Raw genomic sequence first — 21,891 nt, forward strand, 5'->3', positions numbered from 1 at the left:
AGCTCGGCGCGACAGCTCGCCGGTTCAGCGTGACGGCTGGTCAGTTCGGCGTGACCGTCTGCAGCAGGCCGTGCACGAACCGGTAGTCCGCGTCGCCGGTCTCCACCAGCCAGTGCGCGGCTGTCTGCGGATCGACTTGGCGTGCGTCGGGGTGAGCGGCCAGGACGTCGCCGATGACGCTGCGCCACGGCTCGATCGGCGTCGTCAGCTCGTGCGCGGCGTCGGCGACGAGCCGCTCGTGGCCGACGAATGTGCCGGTCCGGACGAGCTGACCACGCAGGACGAAACCCTCGTGCCCGGTGATCGCCTCCCACGACAGTTCCGGCCACAGCCCGCCGAAGTGCCACAGATGCGCCGTGACCTCGGCGTCGCCGACGCTGATCAGGCGCGCCGAGTCGGCCGGGCCGAGAACCGCCCGCAACAGCTGGAGCCCCTGCGGAGCCGTACGCGATCGCAGCATGCGTTGCCAGCGGGTGTGCGCGTCCAGGTACTCCCACCGGGTGGCGCCCAGCCGGGGATAGGCATCCTCGACCAGGTCAGGCCGCAGATCCGCCATGCGGCGCAGCAGCATCAACTGGAATTCGCGGCGTGCGTACCCGATCACCTGTGCAGCCTATGAGTGCGTTGCCCGGGTTCACTACCATGCTCCGCATGTCACGGACACTCCGCGCGGTAGCCGCGCTGTCTTTGCTCGCGATCGTCGTCAGTGGATGCTCGAAGAAGGACGAGCCCACGCCGACGCCGTCGGCGAGCACTCTGCCCAACGGGGCCACCCTGCTCACCGAGGCGGCCGTGGCGATGGCGACCGTCAAGACGGCCCACTTCACCCTGAGCGTCGACGGCGACATCGAGAACCTGTCGATCAGCAAGGCCGAGGGCGACCTGACCCGGGAGGGCAACGCCAAGGGCACGGCCACCCTCACCCAGAGCGGGCTGAAGGTCGAGACCGAGTTCGTCATCGTCGGCCAGGACGCGTACCTGAAGGGCCCGACGGGCGGCTTCACCAAGGTGCCGCTGTCGTTCGCCGCCACCGTCTACGACCCGTCGGCGATCCTCGACCCGAGCCGGGGCGTGGCCAACCTGCTCAAGGTCGCGAAGAACCCGCAGACCGTGGCCCAGGAGGGCACCGCGTACAAGGTGACCTTCGAGCCCGACGCGACCGCGTTGCAGGCCGTCGTCCCCACCAAGGTCACCGGCATCACCGCCGCCGTCTGGATCGACTCGGCGACCAAGCAGGTCACGAAGGGTCAGTTCACGGTGCCCGCCTCCGGCGGCAAGCCCGGCGGCACGATCAACGTCACGTTCTCGAACTACGACGCTCCCGTGACGATCAGTGCCCCCTGAGATCGTGCGACCCCGGCTGACGCTCGCGGCCGGCGGCCTGGCCGTCCTGCTCGGCGCGCTCGACGCGTACGTGCTGGTCTCGCTGCTGACCGCGGTCGTCACCGACCTCGACATCCCGATCAACCACCTCGAGCGGGCGACTCCGGTCATCACCGGATATCTGCTCGGATACGTGGCGGGGATGCCGCTGCTCGGCCGGTTGTCCGACCGGTACGGCCGCCGCGTGGTCATCCTGGCCTGCCTGGGGGTGTTCGCCCTCGGGTCGGTCGCGACCGCGCTCGCGACCGGGATGATCCAGCTGGTCGCCGGCCGGGGGCTGCAGGGCCTGGCCGGCGGCGCGCTGTTGCCGGTGACGATGGCGCTGGCGGCGGACGTCTTCGGCGACCGCCGCCGCGCCACCGCGCTCGGCTGGGTCGGCGCCGCTCAAGAACTCGGCGCCGTCCTGGGGCCGCTGTTCGGGGCGGCCGTCGGCGGCTGGCTGGGCTGGCGCGGCATCTTCTGGCTCAACGTTCCGCTGGCCGCGGTGTGCGCGCTGGCGGTCTGGTTCGCGCTCCCCGCCCGGCTTGCGGGCGTCCCGGCACTTGCGGACGCTCCGGATCGCGAAATCCGGGATAACGCTGCTTCCCGGCGCGACGAGGCCGCGTTATCCGGCATAACGCGCCACGACACGCCACCAGCAACGCACGAGAGCACGCCGCGGGTCGACGTCGTGGGGGGCGTACTGCTGGCGATCGCCCTGGGACTGCTCGTGGCGGGCCTCTACAACCCCGATCCCGAGCACCAGGTGCTGCCGTCGTGGGGCCTGCCCGCCCTGGGTGCCGGGGTGCTGGCGCTGATCGGGTTCGCCGTCTGGGAGTCCCGCGCGAAGGTGCGGCTCGTCGACCTGACCGGAGTGCGGCGTACGCCGTTCTTCGGGTCGCTGCTGGCCAGCCTCTGCGCGGGTGCGGCGTTGCTCGTCACCCTCGTGGACGTGCAGTTGGTGGCGCAGACCGTCTTCGGCGAGTCGGCGTGGGACGGCACGCTGCTGCTCACCCGATTCCTCGTGGCGCTGCCGATCGGCGCGGTGCTCGGCGGCCTGCTCCTGCGCTTCGCCGGGGAACGTCTGGTGACCGTCCTCGGGCTGCTGCTCAGCGCCGGGGCGTACATGCTGATCGCGGGCTGGCCCGCCGACGCGCTCGCCGCCCGGCATCCGCTCGGCCTGCCCAGAGTCGACACCGACCTGGTGCTCGCCGGGCTCAGCCTCGGGCTGGTCATCGCACCGCTGTCGGCGGTCGTCCTGCGGGTGGTCCCGGCCGCGCAACGAGGTGTCGCCTCGGCCGCGCTCGTCGTCGCCCGGATGATCGGCATGCTGCTCGGCGTGGCGGCGTTGTCCGCCTGGGGCTTCCACCGCTTCCGGGAACTCACCGCCACGCTGAACACGCCGCTGCCGTTCGGGGTGTCCGAAGAGGACTTCCAACGGCAGCTCACCGCGTACGAGCAGGCATTGCGGGCGGCGCTCCAGACCGAATACCGCGAGATCTTCCTCGCGACCGCGGCGATCTGCGTCCTCGGTGCGCTCGGCGGCCTGCTGCTCGGCCGCACGGAGCGCAGCACGCCCAGTTCGTAACGGCCGTCGCGTGATCCATGCGCCGTCGCGGAGATCCACATCCTGTTCTGTGTCGAAAGGAGCCCGATTCTGACACGCGACAGGATGTGGATCATCAAGCTCAAGGACGGGAACGCAGCACCTTCCACACCATGCGCGGCTTGAACAGCACGCTCGGCGGCAGCACCAGATGTTGTACGCGGTTGAACGTGACCCGGATGTCGGGGTCGCGCATCGCAGCGCGGAGCATTCGTCTCGAGTACCCGTTCAGCAGGTCGATGAGCGGCGGCTTGGGTCCGGTCGTCTCGGGGAAGGCGAAGTCGCCCCCGGCGGCGAACCGCCACGGCACGGCGAGGATCCCCGCTGCCCGCTTGTAGTACTCCCTGGCCAGTCCGGCCGAGACCGTCCCGTGCTTGTCCAGCACGGAGCCGAGTTCGGCAGCCTCCAGCGCGGCGCAGGTCATGCCCTGCCCGTAGATCGGATTGAAGCTGCACAACGCCTCACCGAGGGTGACGTAACCAGCCGGGTGCCGGTCCAGCTTCTCGAAGTATCGGCGGCGGCTGGCCGGGAAGGTGTGCACGAACACCTCCGACAGCGGCTCCGCCCGGCCGACGAGGTCGGCGAAGGCCGGATGCGGCAACGCCTTCATGTGCTCGGCGAAGCCCGCCTCGTCCCGGGGGTACGCGCCGTGCCAGGCTCCGGCCATGACGAGCCACCGGTCGCCTTCGATCGGGAGCAGCAGCCCGGTGAGGTAGGCGTACGGGGGTGTCGGGAAGGCGAACACCGCTTCGCCGTCGGCGACGTCCCCCGGCTTGCGGGGGTACACGCGGGTGGCGTATCCGACGCCGACCTTCACCTCAGCCGATTCCGGGGTCGGGAAGCCCAGCTCGCCGAGCCAGCGGTCGGATCGGGAACCCCGGCCGGAGCAGTCGGCCACCAGTGACGTCTCGAGAACCTCGCCGGTGTCCAGGCGTACGCCGTCGACCCGGCCCGAACCGGTCAGCCCGGACACCGCGACGCCGTCCCGCACCTCGACGTTGGGCCGCAGGCGGTCCCGCAGAGTGTGTTCCAGCAGCGGCCGGCTGAACGAGACCAGCCGCAGCCCGCTGTCGACCCGGGGCCACAGCTCACCGAACCGGTGCACCCGCAGGTCGAGACCGGGGTCGAAGGGCACCGCCCCGGCCGCGACGAGGGCGTCGGCGAACCCGGGGAACAGTTCGGTCAGCGCCGCCTGCCCGGCCGCGAGCAGCACGTGCCCGTGGCCGCCCTGCGGCACTCCGCGCCGGGTCTGTGGTTCGTCCGGCAGGGTGTCGCGTTCGATCAAGGTGACCCGGCCGAACCGGCCGGCGAGCGCCTGGGCGGCGGCGAGGCCTGCCACCCCCGCTCCGATGACGACGGCGTGCTCCTCCGCGAACGACACGACCTCACCGTACCAGGGATCGACCGTCCGAGATGGACTGCGACTATCGTGAGGACATGGACCTGGTCGAGCGCGTACGCGCGCTGTTCATGGCGTTGCCGGAGGTGACCGAGAGGCCCAGTCACGGTGCGCCGACGTGGTTCGTACGCGACAAGAAGTCGATCGCGACGCTGTGGCCGGAGGGGCACCACGACGACGACTTCCCGCACCTGTGGGCGGCCGCGCCGCTGGGGGCCCAGCAGGAGCTGATCGCGATCGACCCGGACCGCTACTTCCGGCCGCCCTACGTCGGCCACCGCGGCTGGGTCGGCGTACGCCTCGACGGCGAGATCGCCTGGGACGAGCTGGCCGAGATCGCCGAGGACGCGTTCCGGGTGGTGGCGCCGAAGTCGCTCGTCGCGAGACTAGACGCGCGCTGAGGCCAGGACGGCGTACGCCTCCTTGGGACGCCAGGTGCCGTCCGGAAGCGCGGCGACCACGCCGTAGCCGGCGGTGTCCAGGTTGTGCTCGGGTCGGTCGTCCCATGGGTAGAGGTAGCTCGCCCAGGTGAAGACGAAGGCGCCGTCGACCGGCTCCTCGCGGTAGATCGCCAGCAGCTCGGCCAGCTCGGTGGCCTGCTCGGTCTCGTCGCGCACGATGCCGTCGGCGAGCCGGGCCGGCGTCGTGGACCGATCGAGCGCCGCCCAGCCCATGCCGCCGCGATCCGCCGCGCCGCGATAGGTGCAGCAGCCGAACTCGGTCAGGATCACCGGCTTGCCGTGTTTGGTGGAGTCACGGAGCAGCTGCCGGTACTTCGTGCGGTTCTTCGCGCTGCGGTAGAGGTTGACGCCGACGAGGTCGAACGGGGTCCAGTCGACCCGCTCCCAGGAGCCGCTCGCGTAGGTAACCGGACCACCGAACCGTTCGCGGATCACGGCAACCGCCTTCGCCAGGTACGCGTTGAGCCGCTTGTGCGGATCGCCGGTACGCAGCATGCCGAGCAGCAGCCGCACCGGCCGGGAGGCGAGGGTGATCCGGTCGAGTGTGGTGTCGCCGGGGAAGAACCCGTGCTGGAAGAGGGTGGCCTCCAATCCGGCCACGAAGACGACCTCGCCGGTGGCGCGCAGCTGTTCGGCCAGCTCGGCCGTCTCCGCCACGTACGCCAACGCCTCGGCCTCGCGCAGGTTGCCCCGCACCGGCGACAGGTAGACGGCCATGCCGAGCTCATGGGCGATCCGGGCGGCGGTGGCGAGCCGGTGGGGGTCCTCGCCCGAGATGCGGACCGCGTCGCAGCGCAGATCAGTGGCGATCGCGGTCAGTTCAGCACGGGCGGTCGCCTCGTCGAAGGCGGGCCGCGACAGCCGACCCGCGATCATCTCGGCTCCCACGTCGTAATTCATGCCCCGGATCCGCATCACCGGTCCTCCAATCCGATACACCGTATCACTGCGATACACTGTATCGCATGACTCTGGTGTGGGAGCGGCCGGTCGCCGAGCGCCGCCGCAGCGTTCCGCTCGATCGCGACCGGATCGTGGCGACCGCGGTCGCGCTCGCCGACCGCGACGGCATCGACGCCGTGACCCTGCGCCGGGTGGCCGCCGCCCTCGACGTGCTGCCGATGCGGCTCTACACCTACCTGGCGACCAAGGACGACCTCTTGGACCTGCTGGCCGACTGGGCATACGGGCTGGTCGAGCTGCCCGGTCCCCGGACGGCGTGGCGGCCGGCGCTGCGGAAGGTCGCCCGGGAACTGCGCACGATCGCGGCCGGCCACCCTTGGGTGATCACGCTGCTCGGCACGCGCCCGCCGTACGGCCCGAACGGCCTGCGGCTCGTCGAACGGGTCTGGGCGGCGCTCTACGATCGAGCCCTCGGCCCGGCGAGCGCGGCTGCGGCGTGCACCGCCTTCATCGGCTACGTCACCGGGGCACTGGCCCAGGAGGCGGGGGCACCCGACTCCCCCGAGGTTCAGCGGTACCTCGCCACGGCGGTCGGCGGTGGGGCGTACCCGACGCTCGCGCGCGCCTTCGCCGACCTCGGGCCGGCGGACACCTTCGACGGCGGGCTCGACGTCGTCCTGGACGGCATCGCCGCCCGCCTCACCGGGCCGGCTGCCCGGCGGGGCGGGTGAAGAAGAGGGCGGCGAGTTCCGGGGCCAGCAGCAACGGCAGCACGAGGAAAGCGGCGTACTGGAGTGGCCAGGCGGCCAGCACCGCCACCGGGACGCCCGCCACGGAACCGCCCGGCCAGTTCGCGTACGCCCAATGGTGGTGCACGGCGTTCTGGACCTCCATGAGCACTCCCAGGACCGCCGACGCCCCGGCGATCGCGGCCGGCGGAGTCCAGTAGCCGCGCCGGATCGCGCCGAGCAACGACGGGCGGCCCCGCCGGGACAGCAGCGCCTCGGCCGTCGCCCCCACGCCTCCGAAGGCGACCAGGGCGTACCAGAACGGGGGCGCGTGGCCGACCGGGTGCTGGACGGCCAGCACATAGCCTTGTGCGTACCAGTGGAGGTAGAGCAGGACCGCCACGAGCAGCGCGGAGCCCCCGATGAGCAGCAGTGTCGCGGACCGCGGCGCGGCCACGGAGCGTGACGGGCGCGCGAACCGGTCGAGGACGGCCTTGACCGCCAGATAACTCTCCACGATGGACAGCCAGTAGAACGCGAAGCCGGGCACGACGATCAGCGCGTAGAGCCAGACCGTCCAGTAGGGATAGCTCCAGAGCCGGCCCAGCCACGCGGCCACGACCTCCATGACCAGCCCGGCCGCCGCCCCGGCCAGCAGGACGCGGGCGAAGCGGGCCGGATCGCCGACGGCGAGCGTCCACAACGACGGCGCACCGAGCCGGCCACAGATCCCCTCGCCCAGGAGGACGACCCCGGTCGTGAACAACGTCGCCGAGAAGCCCAGCACCACCACCGGGACGATCGGCAGTCCGAAGACGACGTCCGTGGGCTGGGTGTAGACGCGCGACGGGATCAGGAACTGGCCGCAGGAGGCGGTCAGGCAGCACAGGCCGGCCCAACTGGCGGCGGTCATACTCACCAGTCTGCTCCGGTTTGGGAGCGGTACCCCGCTCATCTCCTGCAACAGTTAAGTTGGAGCGCAGAACCAGTGGAGGTGACGATGCGTTACGAAATGGCGGAGAAGCTGGAGCAGCCCCGGCTCGATCAGGCCTGGAAGACGTACTCGGCCGCCTTCGACGAGCTCCGGGCGGCCACCGTCGAGCGAAACGTCCTGTACCGGCACGAGTTCGACGTCGTCATGCTGGACAAACGGATCGAAAAGCACTTCGCGGTCGATCCCGCCCACGACGAGGTCGTCGCGCTGGCGACGTTCACGAACGCGCTGGACGCGCTGACCTGGTTGTCCCCGGAGTACTTCGCCGCAAGATGGCCCGACCAGTTCGCCAAGAAGCAGATCTGGTACCTCGGCTTCTTCGCGATCCACCCCGACTACCGGCACAGCGGCATCTTCGAGCAGGTCATCTCGCAGATGTGGCGGCCGATCCAGGCCGCCGGCGGCGTCGCCGCCCTCGACATCTGCGGTGTCAACATCTCGCTCGGGCTCGCCGGCGCCATCACCCGGACGCTCAAAGACCTCACCCCGGCGATGGTGACCGAGGAGATCGACGTGCAGACCTACTGGGCGTTCAGCCTCGACGCGCCGGCCTGAATCCGCACCGGCGGCGCGACCGACCAGCGTCGCGCGAAGTCCCCGGCGCTCACCGCGTGGCCCCAGAGCCAGCCCTGGCCGTAGCTGACGCCGATCCGGGACAGCAGGTCGCGTTGGGCTTCGTCTTGCACCCCTTCGGCCACCACGGTGAGCTGGAGCGCCTCGCTCATCGCGGCCACCGCCCGGACGATCGCCTCGTCCTCGGGGTTGTGCCCGAGCCCGACCACGAACGACTTGTCGATCTTCACCCCGGTGACGGGATAGTTCCGCAGATAGCCCAGGGCGGAAAAGCCGGTGCCGAAGTCGTCGACGACCAGACTCACCCCCAGTTCCCGCAACGCGCGGAGGGTCTGGTCGACGGCGCCGGACGGCTCGATCATCACCGACTCGGTCAGCTCGATCGCCACCGCCGACGCGGGCAGGCCGTACTCCCGGAGCGCCGCGCCCACCTCGCCCGGCAGCCGGGCGTCGCGCAGCTGCCGCGGGGAGACGTTGATCGACAGCCAGAAGTGCTCGGCGACCACTCCCTCGGCCCGCCACTGCGCGAGCTGCCACAGCGACTCGTGCATCACCCAGCGCCCGAGCTCGATGATCAGCCCCGACTCCTCGGCGACCGGGATGAAGGTGGCCGGCCCGATCAGGCCGCGCTCGGGATGCGTCCAGCGCAGCAGCGCCTCGGCGCCGACGATCTGGCCGCTCGGCATGTGCGCCACCGGCTGGAAGGCGAGGTGCAGCTGGCCCAGCGCCATCGCCTCCCGCAGCGCCAGGTCGATGTCGATCCGCTCGCGGACGCGGTCGCGCATGACCGGGTCGAAGATGACCCAGCCGTCGCGGCCGTTCGCCTTCGCCTGATACATCGCCGTGTCGGCGTCGCGTAGCAGATCCTCGGCGGTGACGGTCGCCGTGTCTGCACCGGCCGGCTCGCCGGCCTTCGCCGCGGCGTTCTCGCCGGTCGCGGACGCGGTCTCCGCCCTCGTCGCGGCAGACCGGGTCGAGCTGGAGATGCCGATCGAGACGCTCACGACGACGTCGGCGGCCGGCATCCGCAAGGTCTGCCGCATCGTCTGCAGGATCACCTCGGCCAGCGTGAGGGCGTCCTCCCGGCTCGCCCGGTACGCCACCACGAACTCGTCGCCGCCGATCCGGGCGATATGGGCCGCCGCCGGGGCACACGCCCGGAGCCGACCGGCGACCTCGGCGATGACCTGGTCGCCCGCCATGTGCCCCCGGGAGTCGTTGACGTACTTGAAGCCGTCCAGATCCAGGAAGTAGACCCAGACCTCCTGGCCCTCGATCGGGTGCGCCAGCAACTGGCGTACCTCGGTGAACCACAGCGACCGGTTCGCCAGCCCGGTCAGGGAGTCATGGGTCGCCTGGTGCTCGTACCGGTGCTGGGCTGCTGCGTACCCGCGGACGGCGGAGACCGCCCGCGCGAGCAGCAGCGCCACGATGGCCGCCCCGCCGACGGCCAGCAGGATCCGGTCGAACGCCGTCGGCTGCTCGATCAGGACACCGAGGACGAACGGGACGGCGAGCGCCGGAGCGATCAACAGCAGGCGGCGAGCCGACCACGCCTGGATCGGCAGACTGGCCTGCCGGCCGATGTCGGCCATCGAGGGGTGCAGCCCCGAAGCGCCGATGAGCGTGAAGCCCAGGAGGAACGGCAGGTCCAGCAGCGGCGAGCCGACCAACTCCCCCTCGGTGCCGATGATCGCGTACGCGACGTCGCCGGTCAGCAGCAACGCCATGCAGCCCAGCAGCATGGTGAACGCCGGACCCCGCCGGGTCGCGAAGGCGAGATTGGCGACCAGCAGCACGAGGATTCCGTCGAGCAGCGGATAGACCCCGGCCAGCGCCGAGACGGCCGCCTCCCGCCCGCTGATCGAGGCCGCCGGCACGGCGAAGAACATGGTGAACATGATGGTCACGCCGACCCCGATGAGCAGGCCGTCGATGACCGCATGCCGCTTGTCGCCCACCCGGGCCCGCAGGAAGCCGCCGAGCGCGAGGAACATGCACAGGTAGCCGGGAATGGTGAAACAGTCCGGCAGCACCCCGCCGAGCCCGGAATGCTGGTCCAGCATCGTACGCAGCAGTGCCCCGGCCAGGAACAGGAAACAGGCGGCCGACAGCAGACGCCAAGGCCAGGACGGCCGCGGCCGGTAGCGGCGGATGCCGAGGACTATCGCGACACCGGCACCGAGGCCGACCGCACTGAACGCAAGCCCGCTGACGATCGGGTTCGGGACGAAGGCGTACAACGCCGCTGCGACGAGCCCGCCCGCCAGGAAAACCCTCCAGGCCTGCGTCGGAGACTTATGGGGCATGGGCACACCCCCCTGCTGGGATGCTCGCGGCGCGGCGGATGAGAAACGATATCAACGTCCGCCCAACGATAGCGAGGGTTCCAGCAGTCGGCGCAAATACGACATTTCTCCCTCTCCTGCTCAGCCCCGCTCGCGGACCCGTTCCTGCCAGCCCCGTTCCCGCCAGCCCCGTTCCCGCCGGATCACGGTTATACCTGCGATCTTGGTCCAAGATCGCAGGTATATCCATGATCTGGCCGGAAAAGCCGCCGGAAATCCCGTCGGCGTACTGTCGATCCCGGCGATCCTCGCACGTCGGAGTTTCGAACGACCCGATTCCCGGGTCACCGATCGGAAGGGCCACGACCATGGCCAAGTACCTCATCCTGATCCACGGCGACGAGCAGGCCTGGGAGAACGCCACGCCGGCCGAGTTCGACGCCATGATGACCGCCCACAACGCGTTCGCCGCGAAGCACGGGCCGGCCATTCTCGGCGGCGAGGCGCTCCAGTCGACCAAGACCGCCACGACCATCCGGACCGACGGCACCATCACCGACGGTCCGTTCGCCGAAATCAAGGAGGCGCTGGGCGGGTACTACCTCATCCAGGCGGCCGACCTCGATGAGGCGATCGCCGTCGCGAAGGACTGCCCGATGCCCGACGGCGGCGTCGAGGTGCGCCCGATCATGGAATTCGAGTAGGACATACCCCGTGACCGCGATCCGCTTGCCGGCTCCGGCCGAGGTCGCGGCCGCCGTCGCCGACGCACACCGTCGCGAGTGGGCCTTCGTGCTCGCCGCGACGGTGCGCGTCACCCGCGATCTCGATCTCGCCGAGGAGTGCGTCCAGGACGCGTACGCCAGCGCCTTGTCGGCCTGGCCCACATCGGGGGTCCCCGCACGGGCCGGCGCCTGGCTCACAACCGCCGCCCGCAATCGTGCGCTCGATCTTCTCCGTCGCGATCAGACCGCCCGGCGGCATCTCCCGCTGCTCCTGGATGATCCCACGCTCCCCGGCCCGGAGAGCGCCTTGGACACTCCGGACATCCCCGACGACCGGCTACGGCTGATCTTCACCTGCTGCCACCCTGGTCTCGCGGTCGAAGCCCAGGTCGCGCTCACCCTCCGACTGCTCTGCGGGCTCACCACGGCAGAGGTCGCCCGCGCCTTCCTGGTCAGCGAGCCGACCATGGCCGCCCGGATCACGCGTGCCAAGAAGAAGATCGCGAACGCGCGGATCCCTTACCGCGTACCGTCTTCTGCCGATCTCCCGGCCCGCGTCGAGGCCGTGCTGTCCGTCGTCCACCTGCTCTACACGACCGGTCACACCGCGCCGTCCGGCACCGGTCTCATCCGCGCGGACCTCGTCCAGCGCTCCCTCGACCTGGCCCGCATGCTGCGCGAACTCCTGCCACGCGACACCGGCGTCGCCGCCCTGCTCGCGCTCATCCTGCTCACCGACGCGCGCAGCGGCGCCCGGACCGATCCGGGAGGCCGGCTCGTGCTCCTCGGCCAGCAGGACCGCTCCCTTTGGGACCGCCAGGCCATCTCCGAAGGAACCCAGCTGGTACGCGAAGCGCTGCGCAGCCGCCCACCGAGCCGGTACGCCCTGATGGCCGCCATCGCCGCGGTCCACAGCGAAGCCCCGAGCTGGGCGGCGACCGATTGGGCGGAACTCGTCGGCCTCTACGACCTGCTGATGGCGACCTGGCCCTCCCCCGTCGTCGCCCTGAACCGGGCCGTCGCCGTGGGCTTCGCCCACGGTCCGCTCGCCGGACTGCACGCGCTCGACGAGCTGAGCGCCGAACCCCAACTCGCCCGGTACGCATACCTGGCAGTGGCCCGCGCCGAGTTCCTCGAGCGGCTCGGCCGGATCGTCGAGGCGCGGCTGGCGTTCACCGAGGCGCTCATGCTCACGGAGAACGAGGTCGAACGTGCCTTCCTCGAAGAACGCCTCGCCGCGCTACCCGACTAGCCCTTGCGAATGGCGGTTACCTTCGGGGATATGACGTTGTTCGCCCCGTTCAGCGGGACGCTCTACCTCCCCGACAAGGAGTTCCTGAACACCAGTACGCCGGTCCTGCTGCCGGACGGCCGCCCGATCGCCGGGATCGTGTGGCACACCTGGACCCAGCGTTTCGAGATCACCGACCTGACCGGCTCGATCGTGGCCGAGTGCCGGCCGGAGGGTCTGTTCCGGCGGCGGTTTCCGGTGCGTACGCTCGACGGACGGCGCGTCATCGAGCTGACGCCGGGCGCGTGGCGGCCGTTCAACGGGGCCGAGCTGATTCTGGCGGCCGGCGGTCAGTTGGCGGTGCGGCAGGTCAGCGTGTGGTCGGACCGGAGGTTCGAGTTCTACGGCCGGCATGGTCTGGTCGGCCGGATCCAGCCGACCACGGGCACGTTCACGTTCCGCCCCGACTCGTACGCCTTCGAGCTGCTCGCGCCGGTGATGTCGGCGCTGGAGGCGATCGCGATCGCACAGGCGCTGCGGTTGGTGGCCCGGGGCAACCGGTCGGCCTCGGCCGCCGCGTCCAGCGTCTAAGGGCTGTCGCACCGGTCTGTCATAGTCGGCGGCGTGGAGTTGACGCCGCGTGAGTTGATCGAGGCGGAGTGCCGTCGCCGGGGCAAGGCGGCGGTGCTCGCCGACTGTCTGGCGCTGCTGCGGGGCGAGACGGATCTGCGGCTGTTGCGGTCGGTCGCCGGGCGCGGGGCCGACAAGTACTTCGACGGCGAGGAACATCACGACACGTACTGGTTCCGGGTCTGGGCCATGCGAGGGCTGCTGTGGTCGTGGGACGACAGCGCCACTGCCGCGGTGATCGGGGCGTTCGGCGACGAGGCGTGGCGCGTACGCGAGATGGCGGCGAAGGTGGTCGCGAGGCATCTGGTGGCAGAGGCCGGGCCGGCCGTGGCCGAGCTGCGGGACGACCCCGTTCCCCGCGTACGCGCCGCTGCCGACCGGGCGGTCGCCCGGCTGATCTCGGCTCAGGCATGATCACCGGCGTGCGGAGGATCCCCTGGCTGACCGGTTCGGTCTTCGTCGTCACCGCTGTCGTCAACCTGTGGGCCGCCGCTGACGGGGACGTGCTGCGGGCGTTGGAACGCGATCCGGCCGGCTTCTCGGCGGGCGGAGCCGGACGTCTGGTCACGGCGTTGCTGGTGCAGTCAGACGGCTGGACGCAGCTCGTGTTCAATCTGCTCACCCTTGCCGTCTTCGGGTACCTCGTCGAGGCGTACCTGGGGCGTTGGCGCTGGTCGGTGCTCTACGTGGGGGCCGGCCTGGTCGGGCAGGCGCTCGGCTACGCCTGGGAGCCGCCCGGTGGCGGCAACTCCGTCGCGGTCTGCGGCCTCGTCGGCGGACTGGCCGCGGCCGTGCTGCTGAACCGGGCGACGCTGCCGCCGAACGCCGGTCTCTTCGCGACGCTGTACGCCGTGGCGCTGACCGGTACGCACTTCGGCGGCTGGATCGCCGTGGTGATCGGAGTGGTGGTCGTGGTGGCGGTCAACGGCGTGCTGGAAAAGACCGGCCGCGGCACCCGGATTCTGGCCGTCCTGGTGCCGCTGGCCGGTCTGGTCCTGCTGGTGAGGCAGGACCATCACGGGGCATCTCTGTTGTTCGGCGTCGCCGCCGCCGCCGTCATGCCGGGGCCGGCTCCGCGGTCCGCTCCGGCGAGGTGACCTGGAAGTCGAGCTTGCCGTCGGCCACGCCGACCGTGGCCGTGTCACCCTCGGTCACCTGACCCGACAAGACCATCTTCGACAGCGGCCCGTCCAGCTCACGCTGCAGTGCCCGGCGTAGCGGGCGGGCGCCGTACTCGGGCTGGTGGCCGCGTTCGGCCAGCCAGTCGACCGCGTCCGGAGTCACCTCGAGCGTGATGTCCTGCGACTTGAGGCGGCGTCGGGTGCCGTCGAGCAGCAGCTCGGTGATCTGCCGCAGCTCCGTCTGGGTCAGGCCGGTGAAGATGATGACGTCGTCGATCCGGTTCAGGAACTCGGGCCGGAACCGCTGCCCCAGCAGCTCCATCAGCTCGTCGCGCAGCGCCGACACGTCCTTGCCTGCCGTCTGCGCGGCGAGGATGCGGTCCGCGCCGATGTTGCTGGTCATCACCACGACCGTGTTGCTGAAGTCGACGGTACGCCCCTGGCCGTCGGTCAGCCGCCCGTCGTCGAGCAGCTGCAACAGGATGTTGAAGACGTCCGGGTGGGCCTTCTCGATCTCGTCGAACAACAGCACGCTGTACGGACGCCGGCGGACCGCCTCGGTCAGCTGCCCGGCGTCGTCGTAGCCGACGTATCCCGGTGGCGCCCCGACGAGCCGGCTGACCGTGTGCTTCTCCTGGAACTCGCTCATGTCGAAGCGGACCATGCCGTCCTCGTCGCCGAAGAGCGCCTCGGCGAGCGTACGGGCCAGCTCGGTCTTGCCGACCCCGGTCGGTCCCAGGAACAGGAAGGAGCCGTCCGGTCGCTTCGGGTCGCCGAGTCCGGCGCGTGCGCGGCGTACCGCCTCTGCGACCGCCGTCACCGCCTCGTCCTGCCCGACCACGCGCTGATGCAGGTGCTCCTCCAGCTTGAGCAGCCGGTCGCGTTCCGCCTCGGTCAGCTGCGCCACCGGAATCCCGGTACGCCGGGCCACGACGTCGGCGATGTCCGGCACGCCGACCTCGGGGACGGCGCCCGTCTGCCCCTTGAGCCGGGCGAGGTGGTCCTCGGCGTCGGCCATGGCCGCCTTCAGCTGGTCCGCCTTGGCGTACTCCTCGTTGCGGACGGCCGCGTCCTTCTCCCGCTGCAGCTTCGCCACCTGCTCCTCGGCGTCGCGGGTGTCCGGCTTCGGCATGCGCGACCGCAGGCGTACGCGCGCACCGGCCTGGTCGATGATGTCGATCGCCTTGTCCGGCAGGAATCGATTGGTGATGTAGCGGTTGGACAGGTCGGCCGCTGCGGTCAACGCGGCGTCCAGGATGCGTACCTGGTGATGCGCCTCGTAGCGGTCGCGCAGTCCCTTCAGGATCGCGATCGTGTCGTCGACGGACGGCTCTGGGACGAGCACGGGCTGGAACCGCCGTTCGAGCGCGGAGTCCTTCTCGATGTGCTTGCGGTACTCCTCCAGCGTGGTCGCGCCGACAACGTGCAGCTCACCCCGGGACAGCGCCGGCTTGAGCATGTTGCCCGCGTCCATCGCGCCCTCGCCGCCGGCGCCCGCCCCCACGACGGTGTGCAGCTCGTCGAGGAACAGGATCACGTCGCCGCCGGCCGCGCGTACCTCGTCGATGACCTTCTTCAGGCGCTCCTCGAAGTCGCCCCGGTACTTGCTGCCCGCCACCATGCCCGCGAGGTCGAGGACGACCACTCGCTTGCCGGACAGCGTCTCCGGCACGTCGCCGTTGACGATGCGCTGCGCGATGCCTTCGACGATCGCGGTCTTGCCCACGCCGGGGTCGCCGATCAGGACGGGATTGTTCTTGGTACGCCGCGAGAGGATCTCGATCGTGTCCTGGATCTCGGCTTCCCGCCCGACGACGGGATCGAGTTCGCCGGCCTCGGCGCGGCTCGTCAGGTCCTGCCCGTACTCGTCCAGCGTCGGCGTCTCGCTCGGCGGTTTCGCCCCCGGCGGCTGCCCTGGTGTGGCCGGAGTGACCAGCGTACGCAGCGCCTGACCGGCGACGGTGTCGGGATTGGCGGCGATTCCGAGCAGGATGTGCTCCGGCCCGATGTAGGAGGAGCCCGACTGCCGGGACTGGGTGTGCGCGTCCAGTAGCGCCCGTTTCGCGGCGGGCGTCAGCTGCGAGGCCGGACCACCCGACGGACCGCGCTCGTGCGCCTCCGCCATCTGCTCGGCGAGTTGGTCGGGATCGGCGCCCGCCGTGCTCAGCAGCCGTCGCGTCGGATCCTGCTGGGTCGCCGCCCACAACAGGTCCGTCACGTCCATCTCGTGCGAACCCCAGTGCCCGGCCTGGGTGGCGGCCAGCTCGACCAGCTCCCGGGCCTGGTCGGACAGCAGACGCGAGAGGTCCACCCGCTGGACCGGCCGGGCCGCGAACGGGTCGCCGCCGAAGAACCGGTTGATGAGGTCGTCGAAGCCCCGGCCGGTCAGTCCGGCCATCCCGTCGATCGACATGTCACTGCGGGTCGTTCACGCCGTGCGCCAGCTCGGCGATCGACTCGGTCATCGGCTCCGGCGCGTTCATCTGGACGCCGGCCGCCTCCGCGCCGGACGTCTCCGAGTCGGCTCCGGACGAGCCGGCCGGTGGCGCGGACGCGATACCGAGCATGGTCTCCTCGTCGAGCATGCCGCCGTCGCTGTTGCGGCGGCGCCGATAGGCGAGGTACGCCGCCCCGGCCGCCAGCCCGGTGGCTGCGACCCCGGCGACCGCCATCTTCCGGCCCCGGCCAGAGGCGGGGGCTGCCTTCTTCATGGACTTCATCGCCGACTCCCCGTTAGCTGATCGATCCGCGTAGCCGATCGACGGACGCCGTACCGGCGCCCTCGTCCTCACGCTAGTAGCGCGGCCGAATGATCGTGTCGAATCCGGGATATCCGGAAAACCGGCAGATAATTCCCCATACGCTGATCACATGAGTCAACATCGACTGCCGAGCGACCGGGCGGACCAGGTCGGCTCGGGCGGCTTCGGCGAGGCGATGTTCGCCGTGACCCGGGTCGCCATCGGGTTCATCTTCTTCTGGGCGTTCCTGGACAAGCTCTTCGGCCTCGGCAAGTCCACCCCCGAGGAGAAGAGCTGGATCAACGGCGGCTCGCCGACCAAGGGCTACCTGTCCGGGCTCAAGGGCACCTTCGCCGACACGTTCAACGACCTCGCGGGCAAGGCGTGGGCGGACTGGCTGTTTATGATCGGGCTCTGCGGCATCGGCCTGGCCCTCATGCTCGGCATCGGCATGCGGATCGCCGCCGTCACCGGCACGATCCTGCTCTTCCTGATGTGGCTCACCGCGTTGCCGATCAGCAGCAACCCGTTCCTCGACGACCACCTGATCTACGCCTTCGTGATCATCGCGATCGCGGTCACCGGAGCCGGGCTGCGGTACAGCCTCGCGCCCTGGTGGCGGCGGCTGACCGCCCAGGCCCGCTGGCTCTGGTAGGGGCTTCGGTAAGGGCTTCGGTAAGGGCTCTGGTAAGGGCTCTGCCGGGCGGGCCGACGCGGCGAACGATCCGGCGATCGAAAAATTTAAGTGTTGCCAGGAGATTTCCGGTCGGCTATGTTAACGCTCACATGGCCGGACCGCCGTCCCCAGGACCGACCACCTTTGCGCGGGTGAACCGAGCCCAACTCACGGTTCGCCCTCCACCGCCCCGCAAGGAGGTCACCACCCATGGCCCTATTCGGCCGTCCACGTCCCGCCGTCCTGGCCCTCACAGCCGCGGCGGCACTCGTCGCCAGCCTGCTCACCGGAGGCGGCACCTCACAGGCCGCCACCACCGGCCCCTGCGACATCTACGCCTCCGGCGGCACGCCCTGCGTCGCCGCCCACAGCACGACCCGCGCGCTCTACGGCGCGTACAACGGTTCGCTCTATCAGGTACGCCGCTCCTCCGACAACGCCACCCTCAACATCGGCCTGTTGTCCGCCGGCGGATACGTCAACTCCGCCCCGCAGGACTCCTTCTGCGCCGGCACGTACTGCGTCATCTCCGTGATCTACGACCAGTCCGGCCGGGGCAACCACCTCACCCAGGCCCCGCCCGGCGGATTCAGCGGGCCGGCCGCGGGCGGCTACGACAACCTCGCACCCGCGACGATGGCGCCGATCATGGTCGGCGGGCACAAGGCGTACGGGGTGTTCGTGTCGCCCGGCACGGGATACCGGAACAACGCCACCAACGGCATCGCCAAGGGCGACCAGCCCGAGGGGATGTACGCCATCTTCGACGGCACGCACTACAACGCCGGCTGCTGCTTCGACTACGGCAACGCCGAGACGAACAGCCGCGACAACGGCAACGGCACCATGGAGGCGATCTACTTCGGCAACATCAAGGCCTGGGGGTACGGCACCGGGAACGGCCCGTGGATCATGGCCGACCTGGAGAACGGCCTCTTCTCCGGGGTGAACGCCGGATACAACGCCAACGACCCGTCGATCAGCCACCGGTTCCTGACGGCGATCGTCAAGGGCGAGCCGAACCACTGGTCGATCCGGGGCGGCAACGCACAGTCCGGCTCACTGTCCACCTTCTACAACGGCGTACGCCCCAACGTGGCGGGCTACAACCCGATGAAGAAGGAGGGCGCGATCATCCTCGGCATCGGCGGTGACAACAGCGTCAGCGCCGCGGGCACGTTCTACGAGGGCGTCATGACCTCGGGCTACCCGTCCGACGCGACGGAGAACTCGGTGCAGGCCAACATCACCGCAGCCGGGTACGCCACCGCCGCCCGCGTCGGTCCCGCGAACGGGTCGGTCGTCTCGCTGCGCGCCACCACCGCCTGCTGCACCACGCGGTACATCTCCCACTCCGGCGCGACGACGTTGACCTCCGTGGTGACCTCGTCCAGCTCGGCGACGGACAAGGCCAACGCGACCTGGATCGTCCGGGCCGGCCTGGCCAACAGCGCCTGCGTCTCCTTCGAGTCGCGCAACACCTCGGGCAGTTACCTGCGGCACCAGAACTACCAGCTGTACCTGCACGCCAACGACGGCAGTCTATTGTTCGCCAACGACGCCACGTTCTGCCCGACCACCGGAGTGAACGGACAGGGCATCTCGCTCCAGTCCTACAACTTCTCCAACCGCGACCTGCGCCACTACAACAACAGCCTCTACATCGCCAGCTACGGCGGCTCCAACACGTTCGACGCGACCGCGCTGTGGGGCGACGACTCGAGCTGGGTCGTCACCTCCCCGTGGACCCCGTGACGCACTGACACGCCCCGTTGATCATGACGCCGGCCGGCGCACTCCCGTCGGCCCGCTCAATGTGGCGCTGGATCAGGGATCTCGGTCGAATCTTGCGCCATGATTCGACCCAGATCCCTGATCCAGCGCCCCAACGACACCCTGGGGCTATTCGGACAATCTGCGTACAACAGGGGCATCGACCCGCCATGATCGGAGCATGACCGCTGCCACGGCCGAGACCGCCGCGGGAAGCGCGCCGCCGCTGACCTCCCGTCGGCGGAACGCGATCTTCGCCACCATCGCGCTCGGCATGCTGCTCGCCGCGCTCGATCAGACGATCGTGAGCACGGCGCTGCCCACCATCGTCGGCGATCTCGGCGGCGCCACCCACCTGTCCTGGGTGGTCACGGCCTACATGTTGGCGGAGACGATCGCGACGGCGATCGCGGGCAAGCTGGGCGACCTGTTCGGACGGCGGTTGATCTTCCAGGTCAGCGTGGTCGTGTTCGTGGTGGCGTCGGCGTTCTGCGGGCTGGCCAACTCCATGATCTGGCTGATCGTCTGGCGGGGCGTGCAGGGCATCGGCGCGGGCGGCCTGATGGTCACCGCGATGGCCCTTATCGCGGACTACATCCCGTTGCGGCAACGCGGCAAGTACCAGGGCGCGATGGGGGCCGTGTTCGGCTTGTCCTCCGTCTTCGGCCCGCTGCTCGGCGGCCTGTTCACCGACCATCTGTCGTGGCGGTGGGCCTTCTACGTCAACGTGCCGCTCGGCATCCTGGTCATGATCGTCTCGTTCACGACGATGCCCGCGGTCGCCCGCGGCGCCCGGCCCATCATCGACTACCTCGGCATCGCCGTCATCGCCGCCGCGTCCAGCGCCGCGATCCTGCTGACCAGTTGGGGCGGCGTCGAGTACGACTGGGACTCGCCGATCATCATCGGGCTCGGCATCGGCGCCGTCGTCGGCTTCGCGCTCTTCGTACTGGTTGAACGGCGCGCCCGGGAACCGATGCTGCCCCTGAGACTGTTCGCCAACCCCGTGTTCACGGTGTGCGGCGCGCTCAGCTTCCTGGTCGGCTTCGCCATGTTCGGCGCGCTCACCTATCTGCCGACCTTCATGCAGTTCGTCCAGGGCGTCTCGGCGACCGAGTCCGGGCTGCGCATGATCCCGATGGTGATCGGCCTGTTCATCACCTCGATCGCGTCCGGCACGATCGTCGGGCGGACCGGCCGGTACAAGCTGTTCCCGATCGTCGGCAACGCGGTGACCGCTGCCGGGCTGTTCCTGCTCTCGACCATGAGCGCCTCGTCGTCGATCATCACCGTGTCGCTGTTCCTGTTCATCCTGGGCCTCGGCATCGGCCTCAGCATGCAGGTGCTGACGATCGTCGTGCAGAGCGCCGTCCCGTACGCCGACCTGGGCGTGGCCACCTCCGGGGTGAGCTTCCTGCGTACGCTGGGCAGCTGCTTCGGCGTCGCCGTCTTCGGCACGATCTACAGCAACGCCCTGTCGGACAAGGTCGCCTCGGCGTCGGCTCAGCTCCCCACCGGCGTGAATCCGCAGTTCCTGTCCACTCCGGAGGGGGTGCACGCACTGCCCGAGCCGTTCAAGTCGCTCGTCGTCGACGCGTACGCCTCCTCGCTGCAGACGGTGTTCCGCTGGGCGGTGCCGGTCGCCGTGCTGGCGGTGCTCATCGCACTGCTGCTCAAGGAGGTGCCGTTACGAGACACCGCGCGGGCGGCCGCGGGCGACCTCGACGAGGGCTTCGCGACGCCGCGCAGTTCGGACCGGGTGCCGATCCTGGAGAAGGCGATCTCCCGGATCTGGCTGAGCAAGGGACCGGCCGCCGCGCCCGGCATCGTCGCGGCGTCCAGCAGCAGCCTCGACACAGCACAAGCGTGGTGCGTGGCCCATGTGGCACTGTTCGACCAGCATCGCGGCGGCGCCCGGATCTCGGCCATCGCCCGCAGTCACGACCTGCCGGACGCGATCCTGGAGCCGAGCGTGCGCGACTGCGTCGAAGCCGGGTTCGTCACAGTGGACGGCGACGACCTGGAGTTGACGCCCATCGGCCGAGCAGAGTTCGAGCGGCTCGCCGAGGCGTGGGCGGCGTGGCTGCAGCGGGAGGTCGGTGACACCACTGTGGTCGATGAGATGACCGAGGACGAGTTCCGCGCGGCACTTCGGTTGGCCGCCCGCGAGTTGGTCACCAGCGATCAGCGCGACGAGCTGGTCCTCTCCGGCCGCTCCTGACCTGCGGAAAGCCGCGTTAGCGCCGGTCACATGGGTGGCAAACTTTGCCAAGTATTGCCTCCGTCCCTTCCGACTCATGAGTAACAACAGCACACTCGATGACAAGGGGGAGGACCCATCCACTAAGCGATCATCGTCGCCACTCCCCTTCGGATTGTCAGTCGAGGAGGGAGAATGCGGACCTTCTATCGAGGCCCCTCGGTACACGTGAGCGACGAGGTCTTCCTGGTACGCGAGACCGCCGTGAAGGCCTTCTCGATCAACCAGTTGCGCGACGTCTTCGTCGAGATCCACGGGCGGCGCGGCCCGGTCTACGAATTGCGGGCCGTCTACTACGGACAGTTGATCAGCCTGTTCCGGACCACGGATCAGCGGCTGTTCGGGCAGATCAAGCGAGCCCTCATCCGGGCGCTGGAGAACAGCGACCGCGTGTGACGTCCCCCGTTCGAGCCCGGCCGG

Annotated in this window: 21 protein-coding genes; 14 read left to right on the forward strand and 7 right to left on the reverse strand. The window is 70.0% G+C overall.

The genetic code is table 11. The features are described from left to right. Positions 1-40: 40 nt before the first annotated feature. Positions 41-604, reverse strand: a complete 564-nt coding sequence (locus AB0H43_RS06070) for a hypothetical protein (RefSeq protein WP_359997208.1) — start codon at positions 602-604, stop codon at positions 41-43. A gap of 47 nt (positions 605-651) precedes the next feature. Here AB0H43_RS06070 and AB0H43_RS06075 point away from each other — a divergent pair, with 47 nt between their 5' ends. Beyond that, complete coding sequence (locus tag AB0H43_RS06075) at positions 652-1,344, forward strand: LppX_LprAFG lipoprotein (protein ID WP_359997211.1); 693 nt, start codon at positions 652-654, stop codon at positions 1,342-1,344. A 4-nt stretch (positions 1,345-1,348) separates the two neighbouring features. Next, positions 1,349-2,950 carry an MFS transporter gene (locus tag AB0H43_RS06080; protein WP_359997214.1) on the forward strand — a complete coding sequence of 534 codons (1,602 nt, stop codon included), beginning with the start codon at positions 1,349-1,351 and terminating at the stop codon, positions 2,948-2,950. Between the two features lie 100 nt (positions 2,951-3,050). Here the strand turns inward: AB0H43_RS06080 and AB0H43_RS06085 are convergent, their stop codons facing one another. Continuing rightward, a complete protein-coding gene (locus AB0H43_RS06085) occupies positions 3,051-4,349 on the reverse strand; it encodes a hypothetical protein (RefSeq protein WP_359997217.1) in 1,299 nt (432 codons plus the stop codon). A gap of 56 nt (positions 4,350-4,405) precedes the next feature. Here AB0H43_RS06085 and AB0H43_RS06090 point away from each other — a divergent pair, with 56 nt between their 5' ends. Then, positions 4,406-4,768 (forward strand): MmcQ/YjbR family DNA-binding protein, encoded by a 363-nt coding sequence (locus AB0H43_RS06090; RefSeq protein ID WP_359997220.1) that lies wholly within the window; start codon positions 4,406-4,408, stop codon positions 4,766-4,768. Here AB0H43_RS06090 and AB0H43_RS06095 read toward each other — a convergent pair. Continuing rightward, complete coding sequence (locus AB0H43_RS06095; RefSeq protein ID WP_359997223.1) at positions 4,754-5,728, reverse strand: hypothetical protein; 975 nt, start codon at positions 5,726-5,728, stop codon at positions 4,754-4,756. The genes AB0H43_RS06090 and AB0H43_RS06095 overlap by 15 nt on opposite strands. Before the next feature lie 65 nt (positions 5,729-5,793). On the opposite strand from AB0H43_RS06095, the gene AB0H43_RS06100 reads away from it, so the two are divergent. Then, positions 5,794-6,462: a TetR/AcrR family transcriptional regulator C-terminal domain-containing protein gene (locus AB0H43_RS06100; RefSeq protein ID WP_359997226.1), complete on the forward strand. Its 669-nt coding sequence runs from the start codon at positions 5,794-5,796 to the stop codon at positions 6,460-6,462. On the opposite strand, the gene AB0H43_RS06105 is transcribed toward AB0H43_RS06100, so the two are convergent. Continuing rightward, positions 6,431-7,372 carry a hypothetical protein gene (locus AB0H43_RS06105; RefSeq protein WP_359997227.1) on the reverse strand — a complete coding sequence of 314 codons (942 nt, stop codon included), beginning with the start codon at positions 7,370-7,372 and terminating at the stop codon, positions 6,431-6,433. The two genes, AB0H43_RS06100 and AB0H43_RS06105, sit on opposite strands and share 32 nt — an antisense overlap. An 87-nt stretch (positions 7,373-7,459) precedes the next feature. Here AB0H43_RS06105 and AB0H43_RS06110 point away from each other — a divergent pair, with 87 nt between their 5' ends. Next, complete coding sequence (locus AB0H43_RS06110) at positions 7,460-8,008, forward strand: hypothetical protein (RefSeq protein ID WP_359997230.1); 549 nt, start codon at positions 7,460-7,462, stop codon at positions 8,006-8,008. Here AB0H43_RS06110 and AB0H43_RS06115 read toward each other — a convergent pair. After that, a complete protein-coding gene (locus AB0H43_RS06115; protein ID WP_359997233.1) occupies positions 7,975-10,335 on the reverse strand; it encodes an EAL domain-containing protein in 2,361 nt (786 codons plus the stop codon). The genes AB0H43_RS06110 and AB0H43_RS06115 overlap by 34 nt on opposite strands. A gap of 347 nt (positions 10,336-10,682) precedes the next feature. Between AB0H43_RS06115 and AB0H43_RS06120 the strand changes: the two genes are divergently transcribed. From AB0H43_RS06120 to AB0H43_RS06140, 5 genes are all read left to right on the forward strand, one after another. Beyond that, positions 10,683-11,018, forward strand: a complete 336-nt coding sequence (locus AB0H43_RS06120; protein WP_359997236.1) for a YciI family protein — start codon at positions 10,683-10,685, stop codon at positions 11,016-11,018. 88 nt (positions 11,019-11,106) lie between these two features. Further along, complete coding sequence (locus tag AB0H43_RS06125; protein WP_359997441.1) at positions 11,107-12,291, forward strand: sigma-70 family RNA polymerase sigma factor; 1,185 nt, start codon at positions 11,107-11,109, stop codon at positions 12,289-12,291. 30 nt (positions 12,292-12,321) lie between these two features. Then, positions 12,322-12,861, forward strand: a complete 540-nt coding sequence (locus tag AB0H43_RS06130; RefSeq protein WP_359997239.1) for a hypothetical protein — start codon at positions 12,322-12,324, stop codon at positions 12,859-12,861. 33 nt (positions 12,862-12,894) lie between these two features. Further along, positions 12,895-13,314: a hypothetical protein gene (locus AB0H43_RS06135; RefSeq protein ID WP_359997241.1), complete on the forward strand. Its 420-nt coding sequence runs from the start codon at positions 12,895-12,897 to the stop codon at positions 13,312-13,314. A gap of 8 nt (positions 13,315-13,322) precedes the next feature. After that, the gene (locus tag AB0H43_RS06140) at positions 13,323-13,997 is read left to right on the forward strand and encodes a rhomboid family intramembrane serine protease (RefSeq protein ID WP_359997243.1); all 675 of its coding nucleotides are present in this window, start codon (positions 13,323-13,325) and stop codon (positions 13,995-13,997) included. On the opposite strand, the gene AB0H43_RS06145 is transcribed toward AB0H43_RS06140, so the two are convergent. Continuing rightward, entirely contained in the window at positions 13,957-16,434 is a 2,478-nt protein-coding gene (locus AB0H43_RS06145) for an ATP-dependent Clp protease ATP-binding subunit (RefSeq protein ID WP_359997246.1), read from the reverse strand. The two genes, AB0H43_RS06140 and AB0H43_RS06145, sit on opposite strands and share 41 nt — an antisense overlap. A 1-nt stretch (position 16,435) precedes the next feature. Further along, positions 16,436-16,741: a hypothetical protein gene (locus AB0H43_RS06150; RefSeq protein WP_359997248.1), complete on the reverse strand. Its 306-nt coding sequence runs from the start codon at positions 16,739-16,741 to the stop codon at positions 16,436-16,438. Between the two features lie 151 nt (positions 16,742-16,892). Between AB0H43_RS06150 and AB0H43_RS06155 the strand changes: the two genes are divergently transcribed. The 4 genes from AB0H43_RS06155 (at position 16,893) to AB0H43_RS06170 (ending at position 21,867) form a co-directional block, all read left to right on the forward strand. Further along, positions 16,893-17,417 (forward strand): hypothetical protein, encoded by a 525-nt coding sequence (locus AB0H43_RS06155; protein ID WP_359997251.1) that lies wholly within the window; start codon positions 16,893-16,895, stop codon positions 17,415-17,417. A gap of 231 nt (positions 17,418-17,648) precedes the next feature. Next, a complete protein-coding gene (locus tag AB0H43_RS06160; protein ID WP_359997254.1) occupies positions 17,649-19,193 on the forward strand; it encodes an alpha-L-arabinofuranosidase B in 1,545 nt (514 codons plus the stop codon). 199 nt (positions 19,194-19,392) lie between these two features. Beyond that, entirely contained in the window at positions 19,393-21,432 is a 2,040-nt protein-coding gene (locus tag AB0H43_RS06165; protein WP_359997256.1) for an MFS transporter, read from the forward strand. A gap of 174 nt (positions 21,433-21,606) precedes the next feature. Then, positions 21,607-21,867 (forward strand): DUF6232 family protein, encoded by a 261-nt coding sequence (locus AB0H43_RS06170; RefSeq protein WP_275978387.1) that lies wholly within the window; start codon positions 21,607-21,609, stop codon positions 21,865-21,867. Positions 21,868-21,891: the final 24 nt, after the last annotated feature.

The organism is Hamadaea sp. NPDC050747 (assembly GCF_040654195.1).
Taxonomy (GTDB): Bacteria; Actinomycetota; Actinomycetes; order Mycobacteriales; family Micromonosporaceae; genus Hamadaea.